The sequence below is a fragment of the Pseudomonas imperatae genome (genome assembly GCF_057128625.1).
In genome coordinates this window covers 46629-60103 of the sequence record NZ_JBSKHP010000023.1, presented here as the reverse complement: position 1 = coordinate 60103, position 13475 = coordinate 46629, and the positions used below count along the sequence as shown (strand labels likewise).

14 protein-coding genes are annotated in these 13475 nt (G+C 65.1%); 12 read left to right on the top strand and 2 right to left on the bottom strand.

What is annotated here, in order from left to right:
• Nucleotides 1-62: 62 nt before the first annotated feature.
• The 12 genes from fleN (at nt 63) to ACWKWX_RS24555 (ending at nt 10754) form a co-directional block, all read left to right on the top strand.
• Entirely contained in the window at nt 63-896 is an 834-nt protein-coding gene (gene fleN, locus ACWKWX_RS24610) for a flagellar synthesis regulator FleN (RefSeq protein ID WP_008374846.1), read from the top strand.
• Nucleotides 890-1639 carry an RNA polymerase sigma factor FliA gene (gene fliA, locus ACWKWX_RS24605; protein WP_416427440.1) on the top strand — a complete coding sequence of 250 codons (750 nt, stop codon included), beginning with the start codon at nt 890-892 and terminating at the stop codon, nt 1637-1639. The genes fleN and fliA overlap by 7 nt, the downstream gene beginning before the upstream one ends.
• Nucleotides 1640-1899: 260 nt before the next feature.
• The gene (locus tag ACWKWX_RS24600; RefSeq protein WP_177323407.1) at nt 1900-2274 is read left to right on the top strand and encodes a chemotaxis response regulator CheY; all 375 of its coding nucleotides are present in this window, start codon (nt 1900-1902) and stop codon (nt 2272-2274) included.
• Nucleotides 2275-2293: 19 nt separating this feature from the next.
• Nucleotides 2294-3082 (top strand): protein phosphatase CheZ, encoded by a 789-nt coding sequence (locus ACWKWX_RS24595; protein WP_416426068.1) that lies wholly within the window; start codon nt 2294-2296, stop codon nt 3080-3082.
• A gap of 12 nt (nt 3083-3094) precedes the next feature.
• The gene (locus ACWKWX_RS24590; RefSeq protein WP_416426066.1) at nt 3095-5299 is read left to right on the top strand and encodes a chemotaxis protein CheA; all 2205 of its coding nucleotides are present in this window, start codon (nt 3095-3097) and stop codon (nt 5297-5299) included.
• Nucleotides 5300-5347: 48 nt separating this feature from the next.
• The gene (locus tag ACWKWX_RS24585) at nt 5348-6481 is read left to right on the top strand and encodes a protein-glutamate methylesterase/protein-glutamine glutaminase (RefSeq protein ID WP_473003973.1); all 1134 of its coding nucleotides are present in this window, start codon (nt 5348-5350) and stop codon (nt 6479-6481) included.
• Nucleotides 6481-7221 (top strand): flagellar motor protein, encoded by a 741-nt coding sequence (locus tag ACWKWX_RS24580; protein ID WP_416426062.1) that lies wholly within the window; start codon nt 6481-6483, stop codon nt 7219-7221. Before ACWKWX_RS24585 ends, ACWKWX_RS24580 begins: the two co-directional genes overlap by 1 nt.
• Before the next feature lie 10 nt (nt 7222-7231).
• Complete coding sequence (motD, locus tag ACWKWX_RS24575; RefSeq protein ID WP_416426060.1) at nt 7232-8119, top strand: flagellar motor protein MotD; 888 nt, start codon at nt 7232-7234, stop codon at nt 8117-8119.
• Between the two features lie 56 nt (nt 8120-8175).
• Nucleotides 8176-8964 (top strand): ParA family protein, encoded by a 789-nt coding sequence (locus tag ACWKWX_RS24570; RefSeq protein WP_473003969.1) that lies wholly within the window; start codon nt 8176-8178, stop codon nt 8962-8964.
• Entirely contained in the window at nt 8964-9812 is an 849-nt protein-coding gene (locus ACWKWX_RS24565; protein ID WP_483829175.1) for a CheW domain-containing protein, read from the top strand. Before ACWKWX_RS24570 ends, ACWKWX_RS24565 begins: the two co-directional genes overlap by 1 nt.
• A gap of 69 nt (nt 9813-9881) precedes the next feature.
• Nucleotides 9882-10361, top strand: a complete 480-nt coding sequence (locus ACWKWX_RS24560; protein ID WP_027981645.1) for a chemotaxis protein CheW — start codon at nt 9882-9884, stop codon at nt 10359-10361.
• Nucleotides 10362-10754 carry a DUF2802 domain-containing protein gene (locus ACWKWX_RS24555; protein WP_473003964.1) on the top strand — a complete coding sequence of 131 codons (393 nt, stop codon included), beginning with the start codon at nt 10362-10364 and terminating at the stop codon, nt 10752-10754. It begins immediately after the preceding gene.
• 85 nt (nt 10755-10839) lie between these two features.
• Here the strand turns inward: ACWKWX_RS24555 and ACWKWX_RS24550 are convergent, their stop codons facing one another.
• Both ACWKWX_RS24550 and ACWKWX_RS24545 read right to left on the bottom strand, forming a co-directional pair.
• The gene (locus ACWKWX_RS24550; RefSeq protein ID WP_483829174.1) at nt 10840-12390 is read right to left on the bottom strand and encodes a DHA2 family efflux MFS transporter permease subunit; all 1551 of its coding nucleotides are present in this window, start codon (nt 12388-12390) and stop codon (nt 10840-10842) included.
• The gene (locus ACWKWX_RS24545) at nt 12380-13417 is read right to left on the bottom strand and encodes an HlyD family secretion protein (protein ID WP_416426053.1); all 1038 of its coding nucleotides are present in this window, start codon (nt 13415-13417) and stop codon (nt 12380-12382) included. Before ACWKWX_RS24545 ends, ACWKWX_RS24550 begins: the two co-directional genes overlap by 11 nt.
• Nucleotides 13418-13475: the final 58 nt, after the last annotated feature.

Below are 13475 nucleotides of genomic sequence, written 5' to 3'. Positions count from 1 at the left end.
GTGTTTGAAAGCGCAGCCAGTCATGTGGCCTCGGTCTAAGTAAGACAAGGTAAAGAACGAACATGGGCAGCATGCATCCCGTACAGGTGATCGCCGTGACAGGCGGCAAAGGCGGCGTCGGCAAGACCAACGTGTCAGTGAACTTGTCTTTGGCGCTGGCCGAGCTTGGCCGTCGCGTGATGTTGTTGGACGCCGACCTGGGCCTGGCGAACGTCGACGTCCTGCTGGGGCTGACACCGAAACGAACCCTTGCCGATGTCATCGAGGGGCGCTGTGAGCTGCGCGACGTGCTGCTCCAGGGGCCTGGTGGCATCCGCATCGTGCCGGCCGCGTCCGGCACCCAGAGCATGGTGCACCTGACGCCTGCTCAACACGCGGGCCTGATCCAGGCCTTCAGCGACATCGGCGACAACCTCGATGTGCTGGTGATCGACACCGCCGCCGGTATCGGCGACTCGGTGGTCAGCTTCGTGCGCGCCGCGCAGGAAGTGCTGCTGGTGGTGTGCGACGAGCCCACCTCGATCACCGATGCCTACGCGCTGATCAAGCTGTTGAACCGCGACTACGGCATGAACCGCTTCCGCGTGCTGGCCAACATGGCCCAGAGCCCGCAGGAAGGCCGCAACCTGTTCGCCAAGCTGACCAAGGTGACCGACCGTTTCCTCGACGTGGCCCTGCAGTACGTGGGCGCCGTGCCGTACGACGAATGCGTGCGCAAGGCCGTGCAGAAACAGCGCGCGGTGTATGAGGCGTTCCCGCGTTCCAAGTGTGCGCTGGCGTTCAAGGCCATCGCCCAGAAGGTCGACACCTGGCCGTTGCCAGCCAACCCACGCGGGCACCTGGAGTTCTTCGTCGAACGCCTGGTGCAGCAGACCAGTGCAGGTCCCGTATCATGAGCGCCAGCGGCTATCGGATGTACAGCAAGGCTTCCCGCGAGTCGCAGCAGTACGAGCTGATCGAGCGCTATGCGCCGCTGGTCAAGCGCATCGCCTATCACCTGCTGGCGCGCCTGCCGGCCAGCGTGCAGGTGGAAGACCTGATCCAGGCCGGCATGATCGGCCTGCTCGAGGTGTCCACCAAGTACGACTCCACCAAGGGCGCCAGCTTCGAGACCTACGCCGGCATCCGCATTCGCGGCGCCATGCTCGACGAGGTGCGCAAGGGCGATTGGGCCCCGCGTTCGGTGCACCGCAACACGCGCATGGTCAGTGACGCGATTCGCGCTATCGAAGCGAAAACCGGTCGCGACGCTAAAGATCATGAGGTTGCGGCCGAACTCCAGTTGAGCCTGGACGATTACTACGCGATTTTGAACGATACCCTGGGCAGCCGCCTGTTCAGCTTCGACGACCTGTTGCAGGACGGCGAGCATGAAGGCCTGCACGAGGATGGCGCCAGCGCCGGGCTCGAGCCCTCGCGGGACCTGGAGGACGAGCGTTTCCAGGCGGCCCTGGCCGAGGCCATCAGCAACCTGCCGGAGCGTGAACGCCTGGTGTTGGCCCTCTACTACGACGAGGAGCTGAACCTGAAGGAGATCGGCGAGGTGCTGGGGGTCAGCGAGTCGCGGGTCAGCCAGCTGCACAGCCAATGCGCGGCGCGCCTGCGCAGCCGGTTGGGCGAGTGGCGCGCACGGGCATAATTCCTTGGTGGGCCAAGGTATGTGGGAGCTGGCTTGCCAGCGAGCTTTTCAGGGCCTCAACAGCTCGCTGGCAAGCCAGCTCCCACAGGGCCTGCATTAGCAGTTCAATGGCCCGCAATCGCTGTAAAACTGGATTTGGGGATGCGGCATGGGTATTTTCCTTGCCGCACGTCATGTAGTGCACTAGCCAGATTTGATTGAATGCGCGTTCGGGGACCGGACGCGTTTAAGACTGCTTGGAGGTCTAATTGGACAAGAACATGAAAATCCTCATCGTTGACGACTTCTCGACGATGCGGCGGATCATCAAGAACCTGTTGCGCGACCTGGGCTTCACCAATACCCAGGAAGCCGATGATGGCACCACCGCGCTGCCAATGCTGCACAGCGGCAGCTTCGACTTCCTGGTGACCGACTGGAACATGCCTGGCATGTCCGGCATCGACCTGCTGCGCCAGGTGCGTGCGGACGAGCGCCTCAAGCACCTGCCGGTGCTGATGGTGACCGCCGAAGCCAAGCGCGAGCAGATCATCGAAGCGGCCCAGGCTGGCGTCAACGGCTACGTGGTCAAGCCATTCACGGCACAAGTGCTGAAAGAGAAAATCGAAAAGATTTTCGAGCGCGTCAATAGCTGATGTCCGCCACGGGGGTGCTATGGAGCATAAGAACTCATCTTTGGGCGACTTCGAGTCGACCCTGAAGAAACATGCGCAGGAGTTGGTCGAAAGCCTGGAACGAGGCAAGTTCGGCGACGCTGTGCAATTGATCCATGAGCTGAACCAGACCCGTGATCGTGGCCTGTACCAGGAAGTTGGCAAGCTCACCCGCGAATTGCACAGTGCGATCGTCAGTTTCCAGATTGACCCGCACATGCCGCAAGCCGAGGAAGTTTCACAGATCACGGATGCCACCGAGCGCCTTTCCTATGTGGTCAGGCTGACCGAGGGTGCGGCCAACCGCACCATGGACCTGGTGGAGCAGAGCACGCCGGTGCTCAACGACCTCAGCGGCGAGGCCAAGGCCTTGAGCGCCGACTGGCAGCGTTTCATGCGCAAGGAAGTCGGCGCCGCCGAGTTCCGCGACCTGGTGAAGCGTGTCGACGGTTTTCTGACGCAAAGCGAGCAGGGCACCCGCAAGGTGTCCGGCGCGCTGAACGACATTCTGCTGGCGCAGGATTACCAGGACCTTACCGGCCAGGTGATCAAGCGCGTGACGCAACTGGTCACGGAAGTTGAAAGCAACTTGCTCAAGCTGGTGCTCATGGCCAGCCAGGTAGACCGCTTCGCGGGCATCGAACACGACCGTGAGCAGCTTCGTGCTGAAAAAGATCAAGAAAAACATCCCACTCGGGGTGAAGGTCCGCAGATTCATGCCGATAAACGTGAAGACGTTGTGTCCGGTCAGGACGATGTCGACGATCTGCTATCCAGTCTTGGTTTTTAAGGGGCACGTTAAATGAGCTTCGGCGCCGACGAAGAAATCCTCCAGGATTTCCTGGTAGAAGCCGGTGAAATTCTTGAGTTACTTTCCGAACAACTGGTCGAGCTGGAAAGCCGACCTGATGACGGTGATTTGCTCAATGCAATTTTTCGCGGTTTTCACACTGTAAAAGGGGGCGCCGGCTTCCTCCAGCTCAACGAGCTGGTGGAGTGCTGTCACATCGCCGAGAACGTCTTCGACATCCTGCGCAAGGGTGAGCGTCGCGTTGACTCGGAACTGATGGACGTGGTGCTCGAAGCGCTGGATGCGGTGAACGGCATGTTCAGCGAAGTTCGCGAGCGCACCGACATCACCCCGGCCACGCCTGAACTGCTGGCGGCGCTGTCGCGCCTGGCCGAGCCTGCCAGCGCCGACGAGGCGCCGGTAGCGGTTGCCGAACCTGAGCCTGTGGTTGAAGAGCCTGCCGAGTCGGGTGACATCACCGACAGCGAGTTCGAACAGCTGCTGGACTCGCTGAGCGCGGTCAAGGCCCAGGCCGAGGCCCCGGCCAGCCAGCCACCGGCAGCCCAGGCCCCGGCCGCCGACAGCGACGAAATCACCGACGACGAGTTCGAGTCCCTGCTCGACCAGCTGCATGGCAAGGGCCAGTTCGCGCCTGACGCCGTGGCGCCGGCCAGCACCGCCGGCAGCGCGCCGGCCAGCGACGAAATCACCGATGACGAATTCGAGGCCCTGCTGGACCAGTTGCACGGCAAGGGCACCTTCGCCCCTGACGCGCTGGACAGCGGTGCCCAGCCACCGGCCGCCGAACAACCGGCGGCCGCGGCCAGCGACCTGATCACCGACGACGAATTCGAGTCGTTGCTGGACCAGTTGCATGGCAAGGGCAAGTTCAGCGAGGCGCCCGCCGCCGCCGAAGCGGCCGTGGCCGCCCCGGTCGCTGCCAAGCCGGCGCCCAAGCCCGCTGCCGCCCCCGCGCCGGCCAAGGCTGCCGCCCCGGCGCCAGCCCGTGCCGCCGCGCCTGCGCCAGAGAAGCACGCCGCCAGCGAGGCGGAAACCACCGTGCGGGTCGACACCGCGCGGCTGGACGAAATCATGAACATGGTCGGCGAACTGGTGCTGGTGCGTAACCGCCTGGTACGCCTGGGCGCCAACAGTGGCGACGAGTCCATGCAGAAGGCCGTGTCCAACCTCGACGTGGTCACCGCCGACCTGCAGACCGCGGTCATGAAGACGCGCATGCAGCCGATCAAGAAGGTCTTCGGGCGCTTCCCCCGGCAGGTCCGCGACCTGGCACGCCAGCTCAAGAAAGAGATCAACCTGGAGCTGATCGGCGAAGAGACCGACCTGGACAAGAACCTGGTCGAGGCCCTGGCCGACCCGCTGGTGCACTTGGTGCGCAACGCGGTGGACCACGGCGTCGAGACCCCGGAAGAGCGCGAGGCCGCCGGCAAGTCGCGCAACGGCAAGGTGGTGCTGTCCGCCGAGCAGGAAGGCGACCACATCCTCTTGTCCATCAGCGATGACGGCAAGGGCATGGACCCGCAGGTGCTGCGTGCCAAGGCCGTGGAAAAGGGCCTGATGGACAAGGACGCGGCCGACCGCCTGAGCGAATCGGACTGCTACAACCTGATCTTCGCCCCCGGCTTCTCGACCAAGACCGAGATTTCCGACGTGTCCGGCCGCGGCGTGGGCATGGACGTGGTGAAGACCAAGATCTCCCAGCTCAACGGTTCGATCAACATCTACTCGGCCAAGGGCCAGGGTTCGAAGATCGTCATCAAGGTGCCGTTGACCCTGGCGATCATGCCGACGCTGATGGTGATGCTGGGCAACCAGGCCTTCGCCTTCCCGCTGGTCAACGTCAACGAGATCTTCCACCTGGACCTGTCGCGCACCAACGTGGTCGACGGCCAGGAGGTGGTGATCGTACGCGACAAGGCCCTGCCGCTGTTCTACCTCAAGCGCTGGCTGGTCAGTTCGGCCGCCCACGAGGAACAGCGTGAAGGCCACGTGGTGATCCTGTCGGTCGGCACCCAGCGCATCGGCTTCGTCGTCGACCAGCTGGTAGGCCAGGAAGAGGTTGTCATCAAGCCACTGGGCAAGATGCTCCAGGGTACGCCGGGCATGTCGGGCGCCACCATTACCGGTGACGGCCGCATTGCCCTGATTCTCGATGTTCCGAGCATGCTCAAGCGCTACGCAGCGCGGCGTATTTGATTCTGTGGGCGGGCGCACCCGGTGCGCCCGGCCGCTAATGGAGTGTTTATGGCAGTCAAGGTCCTGGTGGTGGATGATTCCGGTTTCTTCCGCCGCCGCGTCTCGGAAATTCTCTCGTCGGACCCCGCTATCCAGGTAGTGGGCACCGCGACCAATGGCAAGGAAGCGATCGAGCTGGCCCAGTCGCTCAAGCCCGATGTCATCACCATGGACTACGAGATGCCCATGATGGATGGCATCACCGCCGTGCGGCATATCATGCAGCGCTGCCCCACCCCGGTGTTGATGTTCTCCTCGCTGACCCACGAAGGCGCCCGGGTGACCCTGGATGCGCTGGACGCGGGTGCGGTGGATTACCTGCCGAAGAATTTCGAAGACATCTCGCGCAACCCCGAGAAGGTCAAGCAGATGCTGTGCGAGAAGGTGCATACCATCTCGCGCAGCAACCGTCGCTTCAGCGCCTACAGCGCCCCGGCGGCGGCCCCTGCGCCAGCGCCGGCCGCTGCGGTTGCCAGCAGCCCGGCCCCTGCGCCACGGCCAGCGCCCGTGCGCACCCCGGTGGCCAGCCACGCCCCGGCCGCGGCGGCCCACGCGCCGTCGTCGCCGGCGCCCAAGCGCAAGAACTACAAGCTGGTGGCCATCGGTACGTCCACCGGCGGCCCCGTGGCCCTGCAGCGCGTGCTGACCCAGCTGCCGGCCAGCTTCCCGGCGCCCATCGTGCTGATCCAGCACATGCCGGCGGCCTTCACCAAGGCCTTCGCCGAGCGCCTGGACAAGCTGTGCCGCATCACGGTCAAGGAAGCCGAGGACGGCGACGTGCTGCGCCCCGGCCTGGCGCTGCTGGCCCCCGGTGGCAAGCAGATGATGGTGGACGGCCGCGGCACGGTGAAAATCCTGCCGGGCGACGAGCGCCTCAACTACAAGCCGTGCGTGGACATCACCTTCGGTTCCGCCGCCAAGTCCTACGGTGACAAGGTGCTGGCCGTGGTGCTGACCGGCATGGGCGCCGACGGCCGCGAGGGCGCGCGCCTGCTCAAGCAGGGCGGCAGCCACATCTGGGCCCAGGATGAAGCCAGCTGTGTCATCTACGGCATGCCCATGGCGATCGTCAAAGCCAACCTCGCCGATGCCGTGTACGGCCTCGACGACATCGGTCGGCACCTGGTCGAGGCCTGTGTCTGATGGACGTCCTGAGCCTACTGGGGCTGCTGCTGGCCTTCATCGCCATTATCGGCGGCAATTTCCTCGAAGGTGGTCACCTGTCGGCGCTGCTCAACGGCCCGGCGGCGCTGATCGTCATTGGCGGCACCCTGGCCGCCTGCCTGTTGCAGTCGCCCATGAGCGCGTTCAAGCGCGCCATGCAGAACGTCATCTGGATCCTGTTCCCGCCGCGCATCGACCTGGCCGGTGGCATCGACCGGGTGGTGAACTGGAGCCTGACCGCACGCAAGGAAGGCCTGCTGGGCCTGGAGTCGATCGCCGACAGCGAACCCGACAGTTACTCGCGCAAAGGCCTGCAACTGCTGGTGGACGGCGCTGAGCCGGCGGCCATCCGCAGCATCCTGGAAGTGGATTTCCTCACCCAGGAAGCCCGCGATATCCAGGCCGCCAAAGTGTTCGAGAGCATGGGCGGCTACGCGCCGACCATCGGTATCATCGGCGCGGTGATGGGCCTGATCCACGTGATGGGCAACCTCGCCGATCCGTCGCAGTTGGGCAACGGCATTGCCGTGGCCTTCGTCGCCACCATCTACGGGGTGGCCACCGCCAACCTGATCCTGCTGCCCATCGCCAACAAGCTCAAGGCCATTGCCGTGCGCCAGGCGCTGTACCGCGAGATGATGCTCGAAGGCATCCTGTCGATCGCCGAGGGCGAGAACCCGCGGTCCATCGAGCTCAAGCTGCAAGGCTTCATGGAGTGAGGGAATAGCCATGGCCCGCCGTCGTCATACCGAAGAGCATGAAAACCACGAACGCTGGCTGGTGTCCTACGCGGACTTCATCACCCTGCTGTTCGCTTTTTTCGTGGTGATGTACTCGATCTCGTCGATCAACGAAGGCAAGTACAAAGTACTGTCCCAGGCGCTGGTGGGGGTGTTCAACGACCCCCAGCGTAGCCTCAAGCCCATTCCCATCGGTGACGAGCGGCCGCTGACCATGCGCCCCTCGGAGCCTCTGGTGACCGACAGCGAACAGCCCGACGCCGGCATTGCCAGCGCCGCCGAGGACCCGCTGAAAAGCATCGCCGACCAGGTGCGCGACGGCTTCGGCGACCTGATCAAGTCCAACCAGCTGACCGTGCGCGGCAACGAGCTGTGGATCGAGATCGAGCTCAAGTCCGGCCTGCTGTTCGGCAGCGGCGACGCGATCCCCAGCGACAAGGCGTTCACCATCATCGAGAAGGTCGCCGGCATCATCAAGCCGTTCGGCAACCCCATCCACGTGGAAGGGTTCACCGATGACCAGCCGATCCGCACCGCGCAGTACCCCACCAACTGGGAGCTGTCGTCGGCGCGGGCGTCGAGCATCGTGCGCATGCTGGCGATGGAAGGCATCAACCCCGGGCGCATGGCCTCGGTAGGTTATGGCGAATTCCAGCCCATCGACACCAATGCCACCCCCGAAGGCCGCGCGCACAACCGCCGCGTGGTGCTGGTGATCTCGCGCAACCTCGACGTGCGCCGCAGCATTACCGGCGCCGGCAGCGCCAATGTGACGCCGGACGCGGCATTGCGCCGTGCTGGCACACAAAGTGCACCGCAGCCCGTATCGCAGTCGGTTGGGGGCAATGCTGTCAATTCCCCGTCACCGGCCTTATAACTTGAGTCGCATGTCTCGGTAGGCAAACGCTGCCGTGCCGGGAGGAAGCAAATCCCATGAGAGTCTGGGCAGTAGCCAACCAAAAAGGTGGTGTCGGCAAGACCACCACCTCCATCGCCCTGGCCGGCCTGCTGGCCGAGGCGGGCAAGCGCGTGGTCGTGGTCGACCTCGACCCCCACGGTTCCATGACCAGCTACTTCGGGCACAACCCGGACGCGCTGGAACACAGCTGCTACGACCTGTTCCTGCACAAGGGCCAGGTGCCCCAGGGCTTGCCCGGGCAACTGCTGCTGAGCACCAGTGACGAAAACGTGGCGCTGCTGCCGTCCAGCACGGCGCTGGCCACGCTTGAGCGTCAATCTCCTGGCCAGAGTGGCCTGGGCCTGGTGATCGCCAAAACACTGGCGCAGCTGTGGCAGGACTTCGACTACGCCATTATCGACAGCCCGCCGCTGCTGGGCGTGCTGATGGTCAACGCCCTGGCCGCCAGCCAGCAGCTGGTGATCCCGGTGCAAACCGAATACCTGGCCGTGAAGGGCCTGGAGCGCATGGTCAGCACCCTGGCCATGATCAACCGCTCGCGCAAGCAGCCGCTGCCGTTCAGTATCGTGCCGACCCTGTTCGACCGTCGCACCCAGGCCTCCATGGGCACCTTGCGGGTGCTCAAGGACGCCTATCCGGAGCAGATCTGGCAGGGCTACATTCCGGTGGACACGCGCCTGCGTGACGCCAGCCGGGCAGGGCAGACGCCCTCGCAGTTCGACCCCAAGAGCCGCGGCGTGGTGGCCTACCGCGCGCTGCTCAAGCACCTGCTGGCCCAGCAACTTGTCGCGCAGGTGGCCTGATGAACCGGCCGGTCACTACCGTTACCAAGCCGCAGGTCGCGCTGCAGTCCTACCTTGACGGCCTGCTGCAGGACGCCACCGAGGAGCTGGACGCCGAGGTGCTGGAACCCAGCGACCAGGTGCTCGACGAATTCCAGGCCGCGGTGCTCGAGGAGCAGGTGCGTGACGCCCGGGTAGAACCCAGGGCGCCCGTTGCACCGCCCGTCGCTCCGGCCCCTGCAGCCGTGGCAAAACCGGTGCCGGTGGCCCCGGCGGTCGTCGCGCCCGCTCCAGTTTCGCCGCCGGTTGCCGAAGTAGTGGCAACACCGGTGGAACCGGTGGTCGAAGTGCACAAGCCCACCCCGCCGGGCGCCGTGCCGCCCGCTACGGTGGACGGCCGGCCCAGTTGGGCGGCCGAGCCCTTCGAATGCCTGTTGTTCGACGTTGCCGGGCTGACCCTGGCGGTGCCGCTGGTGTGCCTGGGCTCGATCTACGCCCTGGCCGGCCACGAGCTGACGCCGCTGTTCGGCCAGCCCAGCTGGTTCCTGGGGATCCTGCCCAGCCAGGCCGGCAACCTCAAGGTGCTGGACACGGCGCGTTGGGTGATGCCCGACCGCTACCGCGACGATTTCCAGCAGGGCCTGCAGTACGTGATCTCCGTGCAGGGCTACGAGTGGGGGCTGGCGGTGCATCAGGTCAGCCGCTCGCTGCGCCTGGACCCGGAGGAGATCAAGTGGCGCAGCCATCGTGGCCAGCGCCCGTGGCTGGCGGGCACGGTGATCGAACACATGTGCGCGTTGCTGGACGTCTCGGCCCTGGCCGAACTGATTGCCAGCGGCGCGGTGAAACAGCTGCAAGAACTCAAATGATTAGCGGCGCCGCGCGGCGCCACTGTACTGCACACACACCGTCATCACGGTTTTCGAGAGGTTAGGGGTATGAAGAAGTCGTCTGCACAAGGTTCCGAAGATCCTATTCTGCAGTGGGTAACCTTTCGCCTGGATAATGAGTCGTACGGCATCAACGTGATGCAGGTGCAGGAAGTACTGCGCTACACCGAGATCGCCCCGGTGCCAGGCGCCCCCAGCTACGTGCTGGGTATCATCAACCTGCGCGGCAACGTGGTCACCGTGATCGACACCCGCCAGCGCTTCGGCCTGATGCCGGCTGACGTCAGCGACAACACCCGCATCGTCATCATCGAGGCCGACAAGCAAGTGGTCGGCATCCTGGTCGACAGCGTCGCCGAAGTGGTATACCTGCGCCAGTCGGAAGTGGAAACCGCGCCGAACGTGGGCAACGAGGAATCGGCCAAGTTCATCCAGGGCGTGTGCAACAAGAACGGCGAGCTGCTGATCCTGGTGGAACTGGACAAGATGATGACCGAGGAAGAGTGGTCCGAGCTGGAGAGCATCTGATTGATTCTAGAGGTAGGCGTCATCGTGCTGGCCGTGTTGTGGGTGGCCACGCTCGCGGTATTGCTGGGCAACATCCGCGGGCAGCGTGAAATCGCTGCCCAGCAGGCGGCCGGCGATGCCATTCGCGACCAGCGCATCAAGGACCTGGCGCGCCGCGTCGAGGATTACCAGAACGGCACCGTGCGCATGGGTGAAGACCTGCACGAGTTGCGCGCCGTGGTGGCGCCGCTGCCGGACAAGCTGAGCATGCTGGAGCAGCGTGACCCTTCCAGCCTGTCCTTCGCCCAGGCCGCGCGCCTGGTGGGCATGGGCGCCAGCGTCGACGAGCTGACCCAGTCCTGCGGCCTGACACAGGCCGAGGCGGAGTTGATGAGCAAGCTGCACCGCGGCTGAATCGTGGCGCGCCCATCGCGACCAAGGTCGGCTCCTACGGTGTAGGAGCCGACCTTGGTCGCGATACAGGCGAATCGATTTCAGCTCAATGCGCCGCGCCCGCCGTCGCGCCTTTGGGCAACGCCCTGGTCAACATCACTGCCACCATCGCAATCCCCAACCCCAACCCCACCCAGTGGAACGCATCGTTGTAGGCCATGATCAGCGCCTGCTGGTGCACGATCTCGCTCAGGCGCCCCAGCGCCCCCGTGTCACTGCCCAGCCGCTCGCCCAGCTGCCCCAGGCGTTCGGCCACCTGTGGGTTGCCCGGCACCACTGACTCGCGCAAATAATCGAAGTACACCTTGGTGCGCGCATCCAGCAGTGTCGCCAGCAGGGCGATGCCGATGGCGCCGCCCAGGTTGCGCAGGATGTTGAACAGGCTCGATGCCGAGCCCGCGTCCTGGGGTTGCAGGTAAGAGGTGGCGATCAGCGAGATGGTCACCATGATCAGCGGCTGGCCCAGGGCGCGGATGATCTGGATCTGGTTGAACTGGCTGCCGGCGAAGTCCGGGTTCAGCACCCCGGAGGAAAAGCTCGCCAGGCCGAACAGGCCAAAGCCCAGGGTGCAGAGAATCTTCGGCGAGATGATCTTCATCAGCTGCGGCACCAGCGGGATCAGCACCAGCTGCGGCAGGCCCATCCACATGATCTCCTCGCCGATCTGCAGCGCGTTGTAGTTCTGCACCTGCGCCAGGTACAGCGGCAGCAGGTAGATCGAGCCATACAGACCTACGCCCATGCCCAGGCTGGCGATGCTCGACAGGCCGAAGTTGCGGTTGCGCAGGATGCCCAGGTTGATCAGCGGGTTGGCGCGCGACACCTGCAGGATCACGAAGGTGATCAGGCTGAGCAAGGCGATGACCGCCAGCACCACGATCTCGGTGGACTCCAGCCAGTCCTGGCGGTGGCCTTCTTCCAGGAACACCTGCAGGCAGCCCAGGCCCACGCCCAGGGTGAGGATGCCGGCGTAGTCGGTGCTTTTCAGCAGCGCCCAGTGCGCCGCCTTTTTTTCCAGGCCGTACAGCAGCCCGGCGATCATCAGCAGGCCGGGCGGCACGTTGATGTAGAAGATGTACTGCCAGCCGAAGTTCTCCGTCAGCCAGCCGCCCAGGGTGGGGCCGATGGAGGGCGCGAAGGTGGCGGTCATGGCGAACATGGCCATGCCCTTGGCGCGGTGGTGCTCGGGCAGCTTGATCAGCGTCAGGGTGAAGGCCAGCGGTATCAGCGCGCCGCCGGTGAAGCCCTGCATGGCGCGGAAGACGATCATGCTTTCCAGGTTCCAGGCCATGGAGCACAGCAGCGACGACGCCAGGAAGCCCAGCGACACCCACACCGCCAGGCGCCGCGCCGACAGCAGCTGTACCAGCCAGGCGGTGAGCGGGATCATGATGATCTCGGCCACCAGGTACGAGGTGGAGATCCACGAGCCTTCCTCCAGGGTCGCCGACAGCGCACCCTGGATGTCCTTGAGCGAGGAGTTGGTGATCTGGATGTCGAGCACGGCCATGAAGGCGCCGAGCATCACGCTCATCACCGCGATCCAGTCGCGCCGGGTGGGTTCGCCCACCGGGCGCAGCAGTTGATCACCGGCCATCGGCGATGTTGACGCTGACGGTGACTGACATGCCCGGGCGCACCTTGCCGTGCAGCGGGTTGTCCGCGGCGAAGGTCAGCTTCACCGGGATGCGCTGCACCACCTTGGTGAAGTTGCCGGTGGCGTTGTCCGGCGGCAGCAGGCTGAACTGCGCGCCCGAGGCGGCGAACAGGCTGTCGACGCGGGCATCGATAGGCTGGTCGGGGAAGCTGTCGAAGGTCAGGCGCGCGGCCTGGCCGGGCTGCATGTGGCCGATTTGGGTTTCCTTGAAGTTGGCCTGCACCCAGATATCCTCGTCGGGGACGATGGACAGCAGGTAGGCACCGGCCTGCACCACCTGGCCGGGGCGTGCGGCGCGCTGGCCGATCATGCCGCTGATGGGCGCGTGCACCTGGGCGCGGGCGAGGTTTAGCTGGGCCTGGGCCAGGTCGGTGCGGGCAGTGGCGATCTGTGCGTCGAGGCGCTTGATCTCGGCGTTCAGGGCGTTGACCTGCTGGCGCTGGCCCTGCACGTCGGCCTGGGCCTTGCTGACCTGGGAGTGGGCCACGCGGGTGTCGGCCGACAGGGTGGTGACGCGTTCCTCGGAGACATAGCCGGGCTTGCGCAGGGCTTCGGCGCGGTTCAGGTCGATCTGCGAGCGCCCCAGGGTCGCCTGGCTGGCGGCCACCTGGGCCTCGGCCGAGGCAATCAGGCTGCCCTGTTGGGCCAGCTTGCTCTGGGCCTGCAGGCGTTCGGCCTGGCGGGTGTCGAGGGTGGCCTGGGCGCGCTCCACGGCGAACTGGAAGTCGGCGGCCTCCAGGGTCACCAGCAGGTCGCCCTGGCGCACGTGCTGGTTGTCCTGCACCAGCACCTGGTCGATGCGCGCCGTCAGCTGGCTGGACACCCGGGTGATCTCGCCCTGCACGTAGGCGTTGTCAGTGCTTTCGAAGAAGCGGCCCTTGAACCACCAGTGGGCGAGGAAGCCCGCGGCGATCAGCAGGACCAGGGTGGCGAAAATAAGCAGTCGGCGTTTGAGCGGCGCAGGCATGGTCGATCCGTCGAAAAGGTGGGGCAGGGTGCCAGGGGGTGATGATCGGGCGGGGCAA